The 20,156-nt window shown below is 64.0% G+C and carries 16 protein-coding genes and 1 pseudogene; 14 read left to right on the top strand and 3 right to left on the bottom strand.

The annotated features are described in order from the left end of the window. Positions 1-42 precede the first annotated feature (42 nt). Positions 43-549, top strand: a complete 507-nt coding sequence (locus WBF69_RS03160) for a cupin domain-containing protein (protein WP_424261128.1) — start codon at positions 43-45, stop codon at positions 547-549. Here the strand turns inward: WBF69_RS03160 and WBF69_RS03165 are convergent. Then, positions 529-1,506, bottom strand: coding sequence for a DUF4105 domain-containing protein (locus WBF69_RS03165; RefSeq protein WP_424261130.1), 978 nt, complete (start codon positions 1,504-1,506; stop codon positions 529-531). The genes WBF69_RS03160 and WBF69_RS03165 overlap by 21 nt on opposite strands. Before the next feature lie 141 nt (positions 1,507-1,647). On the opposite strand from WBF69_RS03165, the gene WBF69_RS03170 reads away from it, so the two are divergent. The 3 genes from WBF69_RS03170 to WBF69_RS03180 all read left to right on the top strand — a co-directional run bounded on the left by WBF69_RS03170 (position 1,648) and on the right by WBF69_RS03180 (position 3,407). Continuing rightward, entirely contained in the window at positions 1,648-1,977 is a 330-nt protein-coding gene (locus WBF69_RS03170) for a YegP family protein (RefSeq protein ID WP_424261132.1), read from the top strand. Between the two features lie 120 nt (positions 1,978-2,097). After that, entirely contained in the window at positions 2,098-2,286 is a 189-nt protein-coding gene (locus WBF69_RS03175; RefSeq protein ID WP_424261133.1) for a YqaE/Pmp3 family membrane protein, read from the top strand. Positions 2,287-2,312: 26 nt separating this feature from the next. Next, the gene (locus WBF69_RS03180; RefSeq protein ID WP_424261135.1) at positions 2,313-3,407 is read left to right on the top strand and encodes a hypothetical protein; all 1,095 of its coding nucleotides are present in this window, start codon (positions 2,313-2,315) and stop codon (positions 3,405-3,407) included. Here WBF69_RS03180 and WBF69_RS03185 read toward each other — a convergent pair. Both WBF69_RS03185 and WBF69_RS03190 read right to left on the bottom strand, forming a co-directional pair. Next, positions 3,402-3,878, bottom strand: coding sequence for a DUF1854 domain-containing protein (locus WBF69_RS03185; protein WP_424261137.1), 477 nt, complete (start codon positions 3,876-3,878; stop codon positions 3,402-3,404). The two genes, WBF69_RS03180 and WBF69_RS03185, sit on opposite strands and share 6 nt — an antisense overlap. Continuing rightward, positions 3,868-6,093, bottom strand: coding sequence for an ABC transporter ATP-binding protein (locus tag WBF69_RS03190; RefSeq protein ID WP_424261139.1), 2,226 nt, complete (start codon positions 6,091-6,093; stop codon positions 3,868-3,870). The genes WBF69_RS03185 and WBF69_RS03190 overlap by 11 nt, the downstream gene beginning before the upstream one ends. 227 nt (positions 6,094-6,320) lie before the next feature. Here WBF69_RS03190 and cphA (WBF69_RS03195) point away from each other — a divergent pair. From cphA (WBF69_RS03195) to WBF69_RS03240, 10 genes and pseudogenes are all read left to right on the top strand, one after another. After that, positions 6,321-8,456 (top strand): annotated as a pseudogene (cphA, locus tag WBF69_RS03195) (cyanophycin synthetase); the annotation flags it as partial. A 14-nt stretch (positions 8,457-8,470) separates the two neighbouring features. Beyond that, a complete protein-coding gene (gene cphA, locus WBF69_RS03200; protein WP_424261254.1) occupies positions 8,471-11,050 on the top strand; it encodes a cyanophycin synthetase in 2,580 nt (859 codons plus the stop codon). A 58-nt stretch (positions 11,051-11,108) separates the two neighbouring features. Further along, positions 11,109-12,317 (top strand): PLP-dependent aminotransferase family protein, encoded by a 1,209-nt coding sequence (locus tag WBF69_RS03205; RefSeq protein ID WP_424261141.1) that lies wholly within the window; start codon positions 11,109-11,111, stop codon positions 12,315-12,317. A 1-nt stretch (position 12,318) separates the two neighbouring features. Beyond that, positions 12,319-13,281: a 4-hydroxybenzoate octaprenyltransferase gene (ubiA, locus tag WBF69_RS03210; RefSeq protein WP_424261142.1), complete on the top strand. Its 963-nt coding sequence runs from the start codon at positions 12,319-12,321 to the stop codon at positions 13,279-13,281. A gap of 125 nt (positions 13,282-13,406) precedes the next feature. Beyond that, positions 13,407-15,020: a GMC family oxidoreductase gene (locus WBF69_RS03215; RefSeq protein ID WP_424261144.1), complete on the top strand. Its 1,614-nt coding sequence runs from the start codon at positions 13,407-13,409 to the stop codon at positions 15,018-15,020. Positions 15,021-15,099: 79 nt separating this feature from the next. After that, positions 15,100-16,374, top strand: a complete 1,275-nt coding sequence (locus tag WBF69_RS03220; RefSeq protein ID WP_424261146.1) for a putative Na+/H+ antiporter — start codon at positions 15,100-15,102, stop codon at positions 16,372-16,374. A gap of 43 nt (positions 16,375-16,417) precedes the next feature. Next, a complete protein-coding gene (locus WBF69_RS03225) occupies positions 16,418-16,750 on the top strand; it encodes an FmdB family zinc ribbon protein (protein ID WP_424261148.1) in 333 nt (110 codons plus the stop codon). Positions 16,751-16,769: 19 nt separating this feature from the next. Next, the gene (locus WBF69_RS03230; protein WP_424261150.1) at positions 16,770-17,417 is read left to right on the top strand and encodes a DUF502 domain-containing protein; all 648 of its coding nucleotides are present in this window, start codon (positions 16,770-16,772) and stop codon (positions 17,415-17,417) included. A gap of 45 nt (positions 17,418-17,462) precedes the next feature. Beyond that, positions 17,463-19,253, top strand: a complete 1,791-nt coding sequence (gene aspS / locus WBF69_RS03235; RefSeq protein WP_424261152.1) for an aspartate--tRNA ligase — start codon at positions 17,463-17,465, stop codon at positions 19,251-19,253. A 13-nt stretch (positions 19,254-19,266) separates the two neighbouring features. Beyond that, a complete protein-coding gene (locus WBF69_RS03240; protein WP_424261154.1) occupies positions 19,267-20,124 on the top strand; it encodes an endonuclease/exonuclease/phosphatase family protein in 858 nt (285 codons plus the stop codon). Positions 20,125-20,156 lie beyond the last annotated feature (32 nt).

Below are 20,156 nucleotides of genomic sequence, written 5' to 3' on the forward strand. Positions count from 1 at the left end.
GCAAAATCGAATTCATATTTCTATTTTTGGTGGTAATTGACAGTGAGCAGTCAACATGACTCTGTCCAGGCCCTGATCGCCGCGCTGGATCTGCAACCACATCCGGAAGGCGGGTATTACCGCGAGGTCTTCCGTTCAGGCTTGCAGGTGCCGTTTCAGGGGGCGCAGCGCAGCGCCGGAACGTCGATCTACTATTTGCTGGCGCGGGGTGCCTGGTCGGCCTGGCATCGCATCGATGCCGATGAGATCTGGTGCTTTCATGCGGGCGGCCTGCTGGACCTGCATGTGCTGCTGCCTGACGGCGGTTTGCTGACGCATCGTTTGGGCGATCCCGTGCGCTATCCTGGGGCGGTGTATCAGGCGGTGGTCCCTGCCGGCTGCTGGTTTGCGGCGCAATTGGTCGATGCCGACGACTTCGTGCTGGCGGGCTGCCTGGTGGCGCCCGGCTTCGAATTCGCCGGCTTTGAATTGGCCGGCGAAGCGGACCTGGCGGATGCCATTGACCGCCATGGCGATTGGGTGTGCGGCTTACTGGCGCACGCGCGTTGAAAAATCCGCCCCCGGCCCGGCCTGCGCCGCGCGCTGTGTGATGTCCCCCTGTGCGCGCAAGACAGCCAGGGGCTGGCGCGTATCCAGGCCGCCATGCCGGTACAGATATTCCGGCAGGTACCCCGACAGGATCAGGCGGATGTCCATCGGCAATCCGGGCACGATGGGCCGGACCATATCGTAGACCAGCGTGGTGCAGTTCGCCGTCACGGTGTTGTAGAACTGTGGGGCATCGGCCAGGCGGTTGGCGCTGTCCACGTAGGCCAGGAATAGCTGGCGCATCGCGGCCTGGGGCATGTGGATGGGATACAGGAAAAGCTGCTCGCCGCGCGGGCCGGCGCGCACGTAAAGGATGTCGCGCTCTTCCGACGCGATGATGCTGCGCTCGAACTGCTTGAAGAATCCGCCGACTGTGGAAAAGGATTCGTGGCGTTCCTTGCGGATTTCCACGGAAAACGCCAGATGGCGGCCATCTGTAAAGCCAAAGGACACCAGGGTGTGGGCGATGGCCGGCCCCATCCAGTGGGACAGGGCCATGTCCACGGACTGCAGGGTGTCCAGATCGTAGGATGCGTCCTGCCAGCGGACGGTGTAATCGGTGTCGCTGCGCCAATCGAAATTGCGGATGTTGTGCAGCGTGACGACGGATCCCTGGACGCGGCCCGTCAGGCTGCGGGCCACATCGTCGGTCCAGTCGCGCTGATTCGAGGGCGTCAGGCTGATCCACCAGACCGCCAGCATCATGGCGGCTGCGGCCAGTGTCCAACGGGCTGGTACGGCGTAGCGGTGCTGGACCCATAGGGATGCCAGGCCCGCCAGCACACTGGCCGCCCATAACCCCATCCAGATCATCCGTAGCCCTTGCCCGCCCGGCGCCTGAACCCAGAGCGCGGTCAGCCCCCAGGCCAGGGCCAGCAGCAGGACGAAGGACAACAGGCTTTGCGTCAGAATGTGCATGGCAAGGAATGCGGGGGCCGGTCGGCGATGCGGCCCAGTGTATCGGGGTTCATCGAATCCGTCTTTCCTTTAGGGGTATAGTTTCCAGGTTGCATCCCCTGGCGGACGCATTCCGCGTCCGCGCGACTTGGAGTCAAAACCATGAGTGGTGAATACATCCTGAAGTCTAGCGGTGATAAATTCCTGTTCAATCTCAGGTCCGGCAATCATCAGGTCATCCTGACCAGCCAACGGTATGCCAGCAAAGCATCGGCGTTGGGGGGGATCGAATCCGTTCGGAAAAATTCGCCCAGTGATGATCGCTATGGGCGGCTGACAGCCAAGGACGGCTCGCATTACTTCAATCTGACGGCGTCCAATGGCGAGATCATCGGCAGCAGCGAAATGTACACCACGGCAGCGGCTCGGGACAAAGGCATCGAGTCGGTCAAGGCCAATGGTCCGACGGCGTCCGTGAAAGACGAAACCTGAGGGCTGAACCGCGGCAGGCGGCGCCATGTCCGGCACCGTGCGCAGCGATGCGCGGGGCATGGCGGTTTTGCACTGAAACACCATAAAATACCGGTTTTCAATTTTCACCGGATTACGACAATGCGTTTGCTCATCGCTTTGCTGCTGCCCTGGCTGGCCTTCTTCACGATCGGTCGCCCTTTTTCGGGGATCATTTGCCTGCTCCTGCAGATCACGTTGATCGGCTGGATTCCGGCGGCGATCTGGGCGGTGTATGCGCTCAGCCAGTACAACACCGATAAGAAAATCAGCAAGGCGCTGGGGCAGTAAGGACCAGTCGCGGGCGGGGCATGCCGATGACTGGCGATAACGCCGGTGTCCGCATTCGCGGCGCCTGGCCCGATGCACAGCAGATCCGGTGCCGGCTCTGGCTGTCGGAATACGGCCTGGGCGATTTGGTTGCGCAGGACGCCGGCGTTGACGATCAGGGGCCTTGGCAGCGGTTCCGCTTGTCCAGGCCGCAACCGGCGGGCTGGGATACTGCGGACCTGGCTCGGGCGCTGCATCTGTCCCCTGGCGGCAGCGATCAGGACCTGGATACCGAAATCCTGGCGGCGCTGCTGCTGTCCCCCATCGCTTTCGATTTTCCCAGCCTGGACGAATGGCAGTCCGCCGTGCGGTTGCGGCGCTTCATTGTGCAGGCGGGGCGGCGCACCGTGCTGGCCTTCGACACGGAACAGGCCGAACGCCCGGACTGCTGGCGCTGGTCCGAAGCGACCGGCTTCATCCTGCTGCCGGGTCATGATCTGATCCCCTCGCTGGAACAGACGCTGTGGCCGGATGTGTCCGGGCGTCTGTATTCCTTTTCCTGTTACCGCGCCACCGAATATGTGCTGCTACTGGCCCTGGCGCGGGAATTGCAGACCAGTCATCCGGCGGCGCTGGCCGCGTTGCAGACGCAGTGGCAGCGCAAGGCCATCCAGTCCGGCGCCTTTCACGAGGCCTTCCTGCACGAATACGGTTCGCTGCAGGCGCCGCTGCCGACCCGATACTACGTGCCGGGCGACCGTCTGTGGTTTCGCAATCCGCACGAGCCTTCCGCCAGTGTCGAGGGCTATGAAGGGTCCTGGGTGTTCTATCTGGGGCAGGGATGTTTCACCAATTTCTGGAAACCGGATCAGCCCTACACCCTGACCTCCAAGTGTGTGGAGATCTACCACTGGCGGCATGGTCTGCGCCAGGGTGCGAAAACCTGGATGGACGAATCGATCGTCGAGGCCCGGGTGGCCGGGACGCTGGCCGATCCCTTGGCGACGAAGCAGATCCTGGATCGCATGATGCGCCTGCGTGATCCGGCTGGCGTCTACGATCAGGGCGGCTGCATTGACGCGTCCCGCGAAGCGGTGCGCTGTGTGCGGCCCGAGACCTTTCAGTTGGATTTGTACCTATAAAAACCGGTCCAGGATCTTCCGGCTGGCGCGGTCCAGCGCGGTCAGGTCGCGCACCAGGAAATGGATGCCGCAGGCGTCGGCGATCAGCAGAGCATGGGCCGACAGACGGCGGATGTCGTCCTCGCTTTTCAGGCTGAGTACGGCGGGGCCGCGATCCGTGTCGATGTCCCAGCGGCAGGGCGTCGTCCAGCCCGACGTCCGCTGGATGCGCAGGACTTCAGGCTTGAAGTCGCGCTGGGCCAGGTCATCGGCGATCAGGTGCAACAGTGTGTCGGGCAGATCCTGCAGGCGTGCTATCCAGACCTGTTCCTGGGCCTGTTCGTCCACCAGGGAAATGCAGTCGTCCGGGGCGCTGATGGGAAAGCTGCGCACCGGGGTGACGATCACGTCCGGCTGGCCGGGGCGCGATAGCAGCAGGTGCCCGAACGTATCCTGGGACAGGGTGAACGGCGTTTGGCTTTCAGGGTTCATCGTCGTCCTCGTCGTCGGGGCGTTCGGTCGGGCGCGACGGGGGCAGCGTGCCTTGCAGCTGCGCCTGGTACAGCCGCGCGTAGGCGCCGTTGCGGGCCAGCAGTTCGTCGTGGCCGCCGATCTCGACAATGCGTCCGCTGTCCATGACCACCAGGCGATCCGCTTCGCGCAGCGTGCTCAGGCGGTGGGCGATGGAAATCGTGGTGCGGCCTTTCACCAGATTATCCAGGGCCTTCTGGATCTCGTTTTCCGTGGCCGTGTCCACCGATGAGGTCGCCTCGTCCAGAATCAGGATAGGGGGATCGATCAGGATGGCGCGGGCGATGGAAATGCGCTGGCGCTCGCCGCCCGACAGAGCCTGGCCGCGTTCGCCCACCAGGGAATCGTAGCCGTGCGGCAGGCGCAGGATGAATTCGTGGGCATGGGCGGCGCGGGCGGCGGCGATGATGTCGGCGCGGCTGGCGTCGGGGCGACCGTAGGCGATATTTTCCGCCACGCTGCCGTAGAACAGAAAAGGTTCCTGCAGCACCAGGCCGATGCGGCGCCGATAGTCGCTGATCGCATACTGGCGGATGTCGACGCCGTCCAGACGGATGGCGCCCTGGGTCACGTCGTAGAAGCGGCAGATCAGATTGACCAGCGTGCTCTTGCCGGATCCGCTGTGGCCCACCAGGCCGACCATTTCACCGGGGGCGATGTCCAGGCTCAGGTCCTGGATCACGCTGCGGTTGCCGTAGCGAAAGCCGATGTGGCTCAGCTCGATATGTCCCTGGATCCGCTCCATGGGGCGGGGATTGGCGGGTTCCGGCACGCTGGACACGTGATCCAGAATATCGAAGATGCGTTTCGAGCTGGCGGCAGCCCGTTGGGTCACGGACACGATGCGGCTCATGGAATCCAGCCGCACGTAGAAGCGGCTGATGTAGGCTAGAAAGGCCGTCAATACCCCGACCGTGATGGCTTGGCGCGACACCAGCCAGATGCCGGCCACCCAGACCACCAGCAGGCCCAGTTCCGTCAATAGGGTGACGGTGGGCGTGAACAGCGACCACAGGGCATTGACCCGATCGTTGATTGCCAGATTGCGGTCATTGGCTTCGCGAAACCGGGCGACCTCGCGCTTTTCCTGAGCAAAGGCCTTGACCACGCGGATGCCGGGGATGGTGTCGGCCAGCACGTTGGTGATGTCCGACCAGACGCGGTCGGCTTTCTCGAAGCCGTGACGCAGGCGGTCGCGTACCCAATGAATCATCCACAGGATGATGGGCAGCGGCGCCAGGGTCGCCAGCGCCAGCCAGGGGTCGATGGACAGCAGAATGATCGCGGTCATGACGATCACCAGCAGGTCGGTGGCGAAGTCCAGCAGGTGCAGCGACAGGAACAGGCAGATGCGGTCGGATTCGGACCCGATGCGAGCCATCAGGTCGCCGGTGCGCTTGCCGCCGAAGTACTGCAGCGACAACTGTTGCAGGTGCTGGTAGGTGGTGGTGCGCAGATCGGCGCCGATGCGCTCGCTGACCCGGGCCAGGATGGCGCTGCGTCCCCAGCCCAGGCCCCAGGCGATCAGCGACGACGCCAGCAATCCGCCCAGATACAGCGTCACCAGGTCCCAACGGATCGGTGCGCCGTTCTGAAAGGGGATCAATACCTCGTCCATCAGCGGCATGGTCAGGTAGGGCGGCACCAGCGATGCGCCCGTGGCGATCAAGGTCAGGATCAACCCGATGCTCAGTTGTCGGCGGTAGGGGCGGGCGAAGCGCCACAGGCGAAACAGCGAGCTGGCGCGGGGGGCTTGTGAGTCCTTGGCGGCGACGGCAGGCGGCGGGGGCTCTGCGGATGGCTGGCGCAGAGCTTCGTGGCGGGCCAGCAGTTGCAGGGCCTGGGGATGACGGTCCAGCGTGTAGCGCCAGCGCGCCAGCCGGGCGTGTTCGTCCATCAGTTCCAGGCTGCCTACGCCGGCATGGTCCTGCAGCTTCAGGAATAGATCGGGGCGCAACGGCCAGGACCGGCAAGACTGGGCGCCTGTGCCGCAGAACAGCCAGCGGCGGTCGGTCAGGACGAGCAGGCTGTCGGTGTACTGCAGGTGCGAGTCCAGGTTCAGCGTCAGCCAGCCCAGCAGGTGTTCGTCCGTGGCCAACTGCGCTGACAGCGTATCGCGCCATGCGGCGGGCGCAAGGCCGTCAGCAGCCGGTGTTTCGAGCATGGAACCCTGCATGGATGGTGGGCTGGGAAGGGGGATATCAGTCTGACAGCAGAAATATAGATCGGAATCCGGGCGCGCGGCGGGGACCGTTGCGCCTGCGTCACAACCCTCAACAGTTTTTCTGTGCGGCGTTGCGCCGCAAGATTATGATGTGTGCCGTTGCGTGATGGGCGTGTTGGAGCGCCTTTATTCACGGCAACATGCGGCCCCCCGGCCAGACCTTTTGACATGGTTCAAACATGGAAAACAAGAGTATTGAGATTCTCAATATGGTGTATTTGCGGGGGCCGAACATTTGGGCCTATCGCCCCGTCATCGAGGCTCTGGTCGATATCCATGATCTCGAGGACTACCCCTCGAACGTCATCCCCGGTTTTTACGAACGTCTCAGTGCCTGGCTGCCCACGCTGATCGAGCATCGCTGCAGCATCGGCGAGCGCGGCGGATTCCTGCAGCGCGTGCGCGAAGGCACTTGGCCGGCGCACATTCTGGAACACGTCACGCTGGAACTTCAAAGCCTGGCGGGCATGCCCGGCGGCCTGGGGCGGGCGCGGGAAACGCCGTTGCGCGGTGTCTACAAAGTCATTGTGCGGGCCTGGTACGAGCCCCTGACGCGCGAAGCGCTGTACGCGGCCCGCGATCTGGTGATGGCGGCCATCGAGGATCGCCCCTTTGACGTGGCGGGCGCGGTGGACCGCCTGAAAAACCTGGCGGAATCCCTGGGCCTGGGACCCAGCACCGCCTGCATCGTCGATGCGGCGGACGACCGCGACATTCCGTTCATCCGCCTGAGCGATGCCAATCTGCTGCAATTGGGGTACGGCGCCCGCCAGCGGCGCATCTGGACGGCGGAGACCAGTCGCACCAGCGCGATTGCCGAAGGCATTTCCCGCGATAAAGAACTGACCCGCCAGTTGCTGCAAGCCTGCGGTGTGCCGGTTCCCGAAGGCCGTCTGGTGACCGGTGCCGCCCATGCCTGGGAAGTCGCCCAGGACATCGGCCTGCCCGTGGTGGTCAAGCCTTCGGATGGCAATCATGGCCGGGGGGTGTTCACCTGCTTGACGACGCAAACGCAGGTCGAAGCCGCCTACGCGGTGGCGGTGGACGAGGGCAGCAGCGTGATGGTGGAACGGTTCATCGAAGGCGACGAGCATCGTCTGCTGGTGGTCGGCGGCAAGCTGGCGGCGGCGGCCCGTGGCGAAGCCGCCATGGTCGTGGGCGATGGCGCATCGACCGTGCTGCAGCTGATCGAGTCCCAATTGAATTCCGACCCTCGGCGCGGACGGGATGAGGACCACCCGCTCAATGTCGTGCGCCTGGACTCTGCCGCCCGTCTGGAACTCGACCGTCAGGGCCTGGACGGCGAGGCGGTGCCCGAACGGGGGCGTGCCGTCATGATTCAGCGCAGCGGCAATGTGTCGATCGACGTCACGGATGCGGTGCATCCGGATGTGGCGGAACTTGTCTCGCTGGCGGCGCGGGTGGTGGGGCTGGACATCGCCGGCATTGACTTGGTGACGCGCGATATCTCGCGGCCCTTGGCCGAGCAGCAGGGCGCCGTGGTCGAGGTCAATGCGGGGCCGGGTTTGCTGATGCATTTGAAGCCCGCCAGGGGGCAGCCGCGCCCGGTGGGGCAGGCGATTATCGAGGACCTGTTTCCGCCTCCTGAAGACGGGCGGATCCCGGTCGTGGGTGTCAGCGGCAGCCGGGGCATGACGCCGGTGGTGCGTCTGATCGCCCATTTGCTGCAGCTGACGGGCAAAACGGTCGGCCAGGCGTCTGGCGATGGGCTGTTCCTGGGGGATCGACAGATCAGCGCCCAGGATGCGGCATCCTGGGATGCCGGCCGCCGTTTACTGATGAATCAGGCAGTGGATTATGCGGTGCTGGAAAACGGCGGGCGAATGATTCTGGGCGAAGGCCTGGCCTATGACCGCTGCCAGGTCGGGGTGGTGACGGGGATCGACCCGGGCCTGACGTGGCCCGAATTCCACATGGAAGCGCCCGAGCATCTGCTGCGCATCTTTCGCACTCAGGTGGATGTGGTCCTGCCCGGCGGCGTTGCCGTGCTCAATGCCGACGATCCTTTGACCGCCAGTCTGGCGTCCCTGTGCGATGGAGCCGCCACGCTGTATGGACTGCAGCCCGGTGGCGATGCCCTGCAAGCCCATGTGGGAGCCGGCGGTCGCGCGGTGGTGGTGCATGACGACAGTCTGGTGCTGTCCGAGCGGGGGGTGGAAATTCCCGTGGCGGATCTGGGCGATCCGGCCCTGTCCGCCTTGCAGGATGAGCTGGCCAGTGTGCTGGCCGCCTTGGGCGCCGTCTGGGCCCTGGGTCTGGAGATGGAACATATCCGGGTGGGTTTGCGCACCTGGGCCGCGAGGTGATGATGGAAATTTCCCGAGTCCGTGCCCTGCGGGGACCCAATGTATGGTGCCGGCAGACGGCGATCGAGGCCATCGTGTCCTGCACGGGCAGCGAATGCGTCATGGATGAACAGGATGCGTTCGAGACGCGTTTGCGCGTCCGCTTTCCCGATATCGACATGCAGCGGCCTGCGGGACAGGCGGCGGACCATTCTCTGGCCCATGTCCTGGCGGGGGCGGCGCTCAGTCTGCAGGCGGCAGCCGGCTGCCCGGTGGCGTTCTGTCGCACGACCGCAACCCAGGATCCCGGCGTATTTCAGGTCGTCATCGAATACCTCGAGGAATCGGTGGGCCGCCTGGCGTTTGATCTGGCGGGCGCCTTGTGCGAGGCGGCTTTGCGTGATGAACCCTTTGATTTGGCGGCTGCCGTCGCGCAGTTGAAGGCCTTGTACGAAGGCGTACGTCTGGGGCCCAGCACCGGCGCCATCGTGCAGGCCGCCGTGCGGCGCGGTATTCCTTATCGGCGCCTGACCGATGGCAGTCTGGTGCAGTTTGGCTGGGGACGCCGCCAGCATCGCATCCAGGCGGCGGAAACCGATGCCAGCAGCGCCATCGGCGAAGCCATCGCCCAGGACAAAGCCCTGACCAAATCCCTGCTGGCGGTGGCGGGAGTGTCCGTGCCGCGTGGCCGTGTGGTGGTGGATGCCGACGATGCCTGGCAGGCCGCGCTGGAAATCGATGGGCCAGTGGTGGTCAAGCCGCTGGACGGCAACCAGGGCAAGGGCGTGGCGGTCAATGTACAGGGCCGGGAACAGGTGCTGGCAGCCTATGCGGTGGCGTGTGAACATGGTTCCAGCGTCATCGTGGAACAGTATTTCCCCGGCCATGATTTCCGCCTGTTGGTGGTGGGCGATCGCCTGGTGGCTGCGGCGCGGCGCGATCCCCCTCAGGTGGTCGGGGACGGCGTATCCACCATCACGCAGCTGGTGGATCTGATCAACCAGGATCCGCAGCGCGGCGAGGGCCACGGTACGTCGCTGACCCGCATCCGGCTGGACGAGATTGCGCTCAACACCTTGGCGGGGCAGGGCTATCGGGCGGATTCCGTGCCTGCTCAGGGTGTATGCGTGGTCTTGCGCAACAATGCGAATCTGAGCACCGGCGGGACGGCGACCGATGTGACCGAGCAGGTCCACCCGGAACTCGCGGCCAGCGCCGTGATGGCCGCCCGCATGGTGGGGCTGGATGTGTGCGGCATCGATCTGGTCGCCCAGGATGTCTATCGGCCCTTGACGCCCGAGACCGGCTGCATCGTGGAAGCCAATGCGGCGCCGGGCCTGCGCATGCACCTGTCGCCGTCGTATGGTACCGGGCGCGACGTGGGCGCGGCCATGATCGACATGCTGTATGCGCCGGGGGATGAGGGGCGCATTCCCGTGGTGGCGGTGACCGGCACCAATGGCAAGACGACCACCGTGCGCCTGCTGGCGCATCTGTGCGCCCGGCCCGGCGTATGTGTGGGGATGACCAATTCCGACGGGGTCTATGTGGGCGCCCGGCGGATCGACACGGGGGACTGCAGCGGCCCGCGCAGCGCCCGCAATGTGCTGCTGCACCCGGATGTGGACGTGGCGGTCTTCGAGACCGCCCGAGGCGGCATCCTGCGCGAAGGCCTGGGGTTCGATCGCTGCGACGTGGCGGTGGTGACGAACATCGGCATTGGCGATCACCTGGGGCTGAACTATATCCGCACCGTGGAAGACCTGGCCGTGGTCAAGCGCGTGGTGGTGGAAAGCGTGGCGCCTGGCGGCATGGCGGTGCTCAATGCTCAGGACCCCATCGTGGCGCAGATGGCATCCGGTTGTCCGGGGCAGGTGACGTATTTCGCCCGCGATGCCCGCCACCCCTTGATCGAGACCCATCGCGCCCAGGGCGGGCGCGTGGTGTTCGTGGATCAGGGGGATCTGGTGTTTTCGCAGGGCGGGACGCAAGCCCGCATCCAGTTGTCCGCCGTGCCTCTGACGCGCGGGGGAACGCTGCCATTTCAGGTGGAAAACGCGATGGCGGCGTCGGCTGCCGCCTGGGCGCTGGGGGTGGACTGGGTGCAGATCCAGACGGGGCTGGCGTCTTTCGTCAACGATGCCGCCACCGTGCCGGGGCGCTTCAATGTATTCGATTACCGAGGCGCCATGGTGATTGCCGACTATGGGCATAACCCGGATGCCATGCTGGCCCTGGTCGATGCGGTCGAAGCGCTGCCGGCCAAACGGCGGACGGTGGTGATCAGCGGCGCAGGAGACCGGCGCGATCAGGACATCCGGCAGCAGACGGAAATTCTGGGCGGCGTGTTCGATTCCGTGATCCTGTACCAGGATCAGTGCCAGCGTGGCCGCGCCGACGGAGAAGTATTGGCGCTGTTGCGCGCAGGGCTGGCGGGCGCCCGGCGGGTCAGTCACCTGGAAGAAATACGGGGGGAATTTCTGGCCATCGATACGGCCTTGAATGCGCTGCAGCCCGGCGATCTGTGTCTGGTGCTGATCGATCAGGTCGAAGCGGCGCTGGCCTATATCGGCCAGCGCACCCGGATGCCGGTGGCTGCCTGACAATTGTTCTAATATAGGCAGCTTGGAGTTTCCCCGCGTCATTCGGGCTTTTATGATCATGGACACATTGACCACACCCTCCGCTGTATTTTCCCAACGCGCCAGGCAGCTCACCAGCTCGGCCATCCGCGAAATTCTCAAGATCACCGAACGCCCGGAGGTCATTTCCTTTGCCGGCGGTCTGCCATCTCCCGAAGGTTTTCCCATTCAGGAATTGCGGGCGTCCTTTGATCAGGTGTTGGCCACGCACGGCGCCACGGCGCTGCAGTATGGCCGCACCGAAGGCTACACCCCCTTGCGCGAATGGGTGGCGCAGGATCTGTCCCGCGACGGCGCCCCTATCGATCCTGAAGAAGTCCTGATCGTGTCCGGTTCGCAGCAGGCCCTGGACATGCTGGGCAAACTCTTCATCGATCCCGGTTCGAAAGTGCTGGTCGAGGCCCCCAGCTATCTGGGCGCGCTGCAGTCGTTTTCCCTGTTCCAGCCGGATTTTCAGGCGGTGCCCACGGATGCCGGCGGCCTGATCCCGGATGCCTTGGATGCGGATCTGTGCCGTGATGCGCGGTTCATCTATGCATTGCCCAATTTCCAGAACCCGACCGGGCTGACCCTGAGCCGGGCCCGCCGGCAGGCGCTGGTCGAGCGCTGCGCCGCGCTGGGGCTGCCCGTCATCGAAGACGACCCCTACGGCGAACTGCGCTATGCCGGCGAGCCGCAGCCCAGCTTGCTGGAACTGGGGCGCGCCGTGGGCGCGACCGTCATCCGCCTGGGTTCGTTTTCCAAGGTGCTGGCGCCGGGCATGCGCTTGGGCTATGTGGTGGCCCCGCGCGACATCATCAGCAAGCTCGTGCAGATCAAGCAGGCGACCGACCTGCACACGGCTACCGTCACGCAGATGGCGGTGTACGAAACCGTGCGCAGCGGTTTTCTGAAGCAGCATCTGCCCGTCGTCAGGGCGCTGTACCAGCGTCAGTGCGGTTATATGCTGGATGCCCTGCAGCAACATTTTCCTGCGGATGCCCGTTGGACGCACCCCGAAGGCGGCATGTTCATCTGGGTCACGCTGCGCGACGGCATCGATACGACCGAACTGCTGCAGCGGGCGATCGCCCGCAACGTGGCATTCGTACCGGGGGCGCCGTTCTATGCCGGCGTCCAGGCGCCCGTCAATACGCTGCGGCTCAGTTTCGTGACGGTGTCCGAAGACCGCATCCGCGCCGGCATCCAGGTGCTGGGGGAATTGATCGGCCCTGCCGGCAGTCGTTGATATGAAGCCATCGCAGTCCCCGGCGGATGCGCCGGTCGCTGCCGCGGCAGGCGGCGGTCCGGATTTATCGGACATGCGCCCGGACGATTGGGTGGCCCGCTGGCTGCCTGACGCCTGGGGGCCGTATGCGCGGCTGTGCCGGCTGGATAGGCCGGTCGGCACCTGGCTGACGCTGCTGCCGGCCTTGGCCGCCTTGGTGCAGGCGGCGGACGGCTGGCCTACCGTCTGGCGGCTGCTGATCTTTTCGCTGGGGGCGCTGCTGATGCGCGGCGTCGGCTGTACCTTCAACGATATTTTCGACCGCGATTTCGATCATCGGGTGGAACGCACCCGTTTCCGGCCCCTGACCAGCGGGCAACTGACGCTGAAAGCCGCCCTGTGGTTCGCCGCCGCGCAGTTGCTGGTCAGTGCCAGCCTGCTGCTGGCCATCAATGCCTATAGCCGCTGGCTGGCGCTGGCGCTGGTGCCGCTGGTGATCATCTACCCCTTGTGCAAGCGGTTTACCTATTGGCCGCAGGCGGTGCTGGGGATGGCGTTCAACTGGGGCATGTTGATGGCCTGGACGGATACGCGCGACATCCTGCCGTGGTACGGGGTGGCGATGTGGCTGGGGGCGGTGCTGTGGCAGATCGGTTACGACGCCATCTATGCCTATATCGATCTGCGCGACGACCGCATGCTGGGCCTGAAATCCGTGGCGATGCGGTTCGGCGATCAGGGCCGGGCCTGGATTAGCGGCTTTTACGCCGTCACGGCGGCGCTGTGGACGGCAGCGGGCTGGGGCATGGACATGGATTGGCCGTATTACGTCGTCATGGCGGTCATTGCCGCGCATTTCGTCTGGCAGATGCGGGTGTTCGACGTCCGTCATCCTGAACGCGGTCTGCGGGTTTTCCGGTCCAATATCCAGGTTGGCGTGTTGCTGATCGTGGCCGGTTTTGCGGGGACCGTCCTGCCATTCTGATCCGGCGCGCCCGGGCGTCGCCTCATCCCGCGCAGCGGGCAGGCTTCTTGGCGTCTGCGTGGATTTACGGCTAGACTGATTTTAAAAATCAGGGGCCGTATTCATCAGGCCCCAGGAGACGCTCCATGTCCGACCGCGCCCAGGCTGACGCGCCATTGGAATTCGATTACGTCATCGTAGGGGCCGGTTCCGCCGGCTGCCTGCTGGCCAATCGCCTGTCGCAAAAACACCGTGTTCTCTTGCTCGAGGCCGGCGGTCCCGACGATTGGCGCTGGATCCACATCCCGGTGGGCTATCTGTATTGCATTGGCAATCCGCGCACCGATTGGTGCTATCACACGCAGCCCGATCCCGGCCTGAATTACCGTTCTCTGGCTTATCCGCGCGGTCGGGTGCTGGGGGGTTCCTCGTCCATCAACGGCATGTTGTATCTGCGCGGACAGGCTGCCGATTACGACCATTGGGCTTCCCTGGGCAATCCAGGCTGGGCCTGGCGCGATGTGCTGCCATTGTTTCGCGACGTCGAAGACCATCATGCGGGGGCCAGCGAGTTTCATGGCGCAGCGGGCACTTGGCGGGTCGAGCCGCAGCGCTTGCGCTGGGATGTGCTGGATGCTTTCCGCGATGCAGCCGCCCAAGCCGGGATCGAGCGCATAGATGATTTCAACCGGGGCGACAACGCGGGCTGCAATTATTTCGAGGTCAATCAGCGTCGCGGCGTGCGCTGGAGCGCCGCCAAGGCCTTTCTGCATCCCGTCATGGGCCGGGCCAATCTGCAGGTGCTGACTGGTGCCAGCGTCGAGCGCATCGAATTTTCCGGTCACCGCGCGACCGGACTGGCCTTTGTGCACAATGGCGTGCGCCGGCATGCGGTGGCCCACCGCGAAGTCATTCTGGCTGCGGGCGCGATCGGTTCTCCGCAACTGTTGCAGGTGTCGGGCATCGGCTCCGCCGACCGGTTACGTCCTTTGGGGATCCCGATGGTGCACGACCTGCCGGGCGTGGGCGAGAACCTGCAAGACCACCTGCAACTGCGCACGATCTATCGCCTGCGAAAAGGCCTGACCCTGAACACCTTGGCCAATGCCTGGTGGGGCAAGGCCTGGATGGGCCTGCAGTACGCTCTGTGGCGGCGCGGGCCGCTGTCGATGGCCCCTTCGCAGCTGGGCGCGTTCGCCCGGTCCGATCCCTCTCGTTCGCGCGCCAATCTGGAATACCACGTGCAGCCGCTGTCCCTGGATAAATTCGGCGATCCCCTGCACACTTTTCCGGCGATCACGGCATCGGTGTGCAATCTGCAGCCCAGCAGTCGGGGGCATGTGCACATCACGTCGCCCAATGCAGCCGATCATCCGGACATTCTGTGCAATTATCTGCAGACCCCGGATGACCGCGCCGTGGCGGCAGACGCCTTGCGCCTGACTCGGCGCATCATGTCGCAGCCTGCGCTGGCGTCCTATCATCCTCAGGAATATCTGCCCGGAGACGCCTGCCAGACCCAGGAGGCACTCGAGTCCGCCGCAGGCGATATCGGCACGACGATCTTCCATCCGGTGGGGACATGTAAAATGGGCGTCGATTCGTTGGCGGTGGTCGATCCGGAACTGCGTGTTCGGGGGGTCGAAAACCTGCGGGTGATTGATGCGTCCATCATGCCTGTCATCACCTCGGGCAATACCAATTCGCCAACCATCATGATTGCTGAAAAGGGCGCCCGCCTGATTCTGGGCGACGTCTGAAATACTGCAGGCCTGCTGTGCTGTCGTTCTGGAACGGACAGGGCAGGCTTTTTTCTAGCCTTACTTTTTGGACTCGGATATGGTCAGTCACACCGAGGTCGTGGCCAGCGTACTGTTCGCCATTGCCATCATTCACACGTTTTCCGTGCCGGTCTTCGCGCGACTGGCCAATCAGGGCGGGCGTCACGCCGGTTTATGGCACTTGCTGTCCGAAGTCGAGGCAGTCTTCGGCGTGTGGGCCTGTGTGCTGTTCGTCTGGATGGGGCTGACGTTGGGGGTTCATGGCGCAGTCGAATACCTGGACACGCGTAATTTCACCGAACCGGCATTTGTCTTCGTCATCATGGTGGTGGCCGCCAGCCGGCCCATCATCGAATTGGTGCATCTGGGGGTGGACGGTCTGGCGCGGATCTTGCCGGTGCGAGGCGAGCTGGCCCGGTTTTTCGTCATTATGACCATGGTGCCTCTGTCCGGGTCGCTGATCACGGAACCTGCCGCCATGACGCTGGCGGCGCTGCTGCTGCGTCAGGCCTATTTCCGTCGCCCGGGGCAGGATGGCTTCAAGTATCTGACGCTTGGTGTGTTGTTCGTCAACGTCTCCATCGGCGGGGTGCTGACGGCCTATGCCGCGCCGCCGGTGTTGATGGTGGCGCAGACCTTCAACTGGGATACGGCCTTCATGGCCACGCATTTCGGCTGGCGGGCGGTCACGGCGGTGCTGATCAACGGCCTGGTCCTGACCTGGATCTGCCGTCCGTTTCTGCTCAATGGCGAACTGGGGCATGCCACGGGCGAAGAATCCCGCGATCCGGTGTCGCGGGTGGTGATGGCCGTGCACGTGCTGTTCCTGGTGGGGGTGGTGTTGGCCTCGCATCACATCAAGATCTTTCTGGCGCTGCTGGTGCTGTTCATCGGCTATGCGCATGCCTATAAGCGTCACCAGGCCCCTTTGCTGTTGCGCGAAGGCCTGATGGTGGGCTTCTTCCTGGCGGGTCTGGTGGTGCTGGGGGGGCTGCAGCAGTGGTGGTTGCAGGATCTGCTGGCCGGCCTGTCGCCGTTTGTCCTGTTCCTGGGCGCCACGGCCTTGACGGCCGTGACTGACAATGCAGCCCTGACCTATCTGGGATCGCTGGTCGAAGGCACCAACGAACTGTGGCGCTACATGCTGGTGGCGGGCGCCGTGACGGGCGGCGGCCTGACGGTGATCGCCAATGCGCCCAATCCGGCAGGCTTTTCCATCCTCAAGGGCTGCTTCGGCGATGGCACGATCTCGCCGCTGAAACTGTTGGGGGCGGCGGCTGTGCCGACGCTGGTAGCGGCCGTCATGTTCCTGCTGCCCAATTCTTTTGCCTAAAAGGACTAGAATTCAAGCAGTTGAGATTTTCAGGACCTGTGTTGTGCCTATTTATGTCTATCGTTGCAGCCACTGTGCTCATCAGCAGGACGTGCTGCAGAAAATGTCCGATCCGCGCCTGACGGTCTGTCCGTCCTGCGGCCAGGAAACTTACGAAAAACAGGTGACGGCCGCCGGATTCCGTCTAAAGGGTTCGGGCTGGTACGAAACGGATTTCCGGGGCGGCAAGCCTGATTCGCATTCCGAAGGGGTGCTGGGTTCTGCCGGTTCTTCGGCTGCCTCGGATGCTTCCTCTGCAGGGGGCGCGTCGACCGCGGCATCGTCTGGCGCTGCGCCTGCTGCCGCTCCAGCCGCTCCAGCCGCCACGCCGGGCTGATACCCAGGGTCCTTCGACCATGCGATTTTTCAAGCGCTACTTCATTACCGGCCTGTTGATCTGGCTGCCCTTGGTCATCACCGTCTGGGTGCTGCTGGCGCTGGCTCGCACCTTGGATTCCCTGGTGCCGTCGTTCCTGTCGCCGGAAGTTCTGTTCGGCGTCGCCATTCCTGGCTTCGAACTGGTGCTGGTGCTCCTGGTCATTCTGTTCACCGGCCTGTTTTGCGCCAATTTCATTGGCCGCGCGATTTTGTCGCGGTGGGAAGCCTTCCTGGGACGCATCCCCTTTGTGCGCTCCATTTATAATTCGGTCAAGCAAGTCGGCGATACCGTCTTTGGGCCCAATGGCCAGGCTTTCCGCCAGGCCATTCTGGTGCAATATCCGCGCCAGGGCGCCTGGACCGTTGGTTTCCTGACAGGTACGCCGTGCGACGAAATCGCCGGCCTGCTGGCAGGCGATTTCGTCAGCGTGTATGTGCCGACGACGCCCAACCCCACATCCGGGTTCTTTCTGATGATGCCGCGCACCGATGTCCAGGTGCTCGACATGTCGGTCGAAGCCGCCCTGAAATATGTGGTGTCCATGGGTGTCGTGACGCCGCCTGTCTTGCCCGCGCCGCCAGTTGTCCCGTTGGCTGCCGGCGCCGGCAACGACGCGCCGCAGTAATTTTGATCATTTGCAGCATTGCCTTCACCTATTTCGGAGTCATTCTTGAACCGTACCTGCTACACCGGCGAGGTGTCCAAAGACCATCTTGACCAGACCGTCACCCTGTTCGGCTGGGTCCATCGCCGCCGCGATCACGGGGGGGTGATCTTCATCGACCTGCGCGATCGGGCAGGTCTGGCCCAGATCGTGGTAGACCCCGATAACCAGACGGCATTTGCCACGGCGGAACGCATCCGCAATGAATACTGCCTGCGCATCACCGGCCTGGTCCGGATGCGGCCCGAAGGCACACGCAATCCCGATTTGATGTCGGGCGATGTGGAAATTCTGTGCCGCGAACTGGAAATCCTGAACGCGTCGCTGACGCCGCCGTTCCAGCTGGATGACGACAATCTGTCGGAAACCACGCGCCTGACGCACCGGGTGCTGGATCTGCGCCGCCCGCAGATGCAGCGCAACCTGATGCTGCGCTACCGCGTCTCGATGGTGGCCCGCAATTATCTGGATGCCCTGGGTTTCATCGATATCGAAACCCCGATGCTGACTCGCAGCACCCCCGAAGGCGCCCGCGACTATCTGGTGCCTTCGCGCGTCAATCCCGGCGAATTTTTCGCGTTGCCGCAATCGCCGCAGTTGTTCAAACAGATGCTGATGGTGGCCGGTTTCGACCGCTACTATCAGATCACCAAATGCTTCCGCGACGAAGACCTGCGCGCCGATCGCCAGCCCGAATTCACGCAGATCGATTGCGAAACGTCCTTCCTGGACGAAGTCCAGATCCGCGAGATCTTCGAAGGCATGGTGCGCGAAGTCTATCGCCAGGTGCTGGATGTCGCGCTGCCCGAATTCCCGGTCATGAGCTGGGCTGAAGCCATGCGCCGCTATGGGTCCGATAAGCCCGATCTGCGCGTGAAGCTGGAATTCACCGACGTCGCCGACCTGATGCAGGATGTCGACTTCAAAGTCTTCGCCGGCCCGGCGAAAGATCCCGCCTGCCGCGTGGTGGCCATGCGGGTGCCGGGCGGGGCCAGCCTGCCGCGCAGCGAAATCGATGCCTATACGCAGTTCGTGGGCATCTATGGCGCGCGCGGTCTGGCCTACATCAAGGTCAACGACGCCGCCGCCATTCCCGACGGCCTGCAGTCGCCCATCGTCAAGAACATCCATGCGGACGCGCTGCGCGGCCTGATCGAGCGCACCGGCGCGCAAAGCGGCGACCTGATCTTCTTTGGCGCGGATCGCACCAAGGTCGTCAACGACGCCATCGGCGCGCTGCGGGTGAAAATCGGTCTCAGCGAATTCGGCCGTGCCAACGGCCTGTTCGAAGCCGGTTGGCAGCCGCTGTGGGTGGTGGATTTCCCCATGTTCGAATACGACGAGGGCGAAGGCCGCTACTTTGCGGCGCACCACCCCTTCACCTGCCCCAAGGCCGGCCACGAAGACCTGCTGGAATCCGATCCCGGCAGCGCTCTGGCCCGCGCCTACGACATGGTCATGAACGGCTGGGAAGTCGGCGGCGGTTCCGAACGTATCCACCGCGCCGATGTGCAAACCAAGGTCTTTCAGGCCCTGAAAATCAACGAAGAAGAAGCCCGCGAGAAATTCGGCTTCCTGCTCGATGCCCTGCAGTTCGGCGCCCCGCCGCATGGCGGCCTGGCCTTTGGTCTGGATCGCCTGGTGACGCTGATGGCGGGCGCTGAATCCATCCGCGACGTGATCGCCTTCCCCAAGACCCAGCGCGCGCAGGATTTGCTGGTGCAAGCCCCGTCGCCGGTGGACGAAAAGCAGTTGCGCGAATTGCACATCCGTCTGCGTCAGACCGAGGCGAATTAACGGGGGATGCGCAATGGCAGTCCTGCGGGTCGTCAGCTACAACATCCACAAGGGCCGTTCGACCACGGGTGGACGGGAATCGCTGGCGGATCTGCGCCTGGGTCTTTATGGCCTGCGCCCAGATTTGCTGTTTCTGCAGGAAGTTCAGGGGCGCAATCAGCGGCGCGGCAGCCTGGATGCCCAGCACGAGTCCCTGGCGGCCAGCATGCGCATGCAGGCCGCCTACGGCTGCAATGCCGTGCACACGGCGACCGATCACGGCAATGCCCTGTTGTCGCGTTATCCCATCCTGTATTACGAAAATCAGGATATTTCCGACCATCGCCTGGAACAGCGCGGCCTATTGCACGGGGTCGTGCAGGTGGAACAGACCCACGTGCACTGCCTGGTGGTGCATTTGGGTTTGCTGGCGGGCGGTCGTTCCCGTCAGGTGCATGCCCTGGTGGAACGCATCCGGCGGCTGGTGCCGGATTCTGAACCTTTGCTGATCGCGGGGGATTTCAACGACTGGACCAATCGGCTGGCCCCCCTGTTCGTCGAACAGCTGGGTCTGGTGGAGGTCTTTGCCGCGGCGCCTCAGGGCACCGATGAAATCTATCGTCTGCGTCACCGGGTGGCGCAACTGCGTCAGCGCATGTTCTGGTTGCCGGGGCAGCCGCTGGCGGGCCATGCCCCCATTCTGTCGATGACCGGCAATGCGGCGCGCCTGATGCCGCCGCCGCGCACCTTTCCATCCATTTTCCCCTGGTTGCGCCTGGACCGTATCTATCAACGCGGCTTTGCCGTGCGCCGGGCCAGAGTGCTGCATGGTGCGCCCTGGAAAAAACTGTCCGATCATGCGCCCTTGGTGGCGGATCTGGAATTGCCCTGACGGCCTGTTCCGACGGATGTGGCGGGGCTGTC

Source organism: Castellaniella sp., assembly GCF_049673105.1.
In the GTDB taxonomy this organism is placed as follows: Bacteria; Pseudomonadota; Gammaproteobacteria; order Burkholderiales; family Burkholderiaceae_B; genus Castellaniella.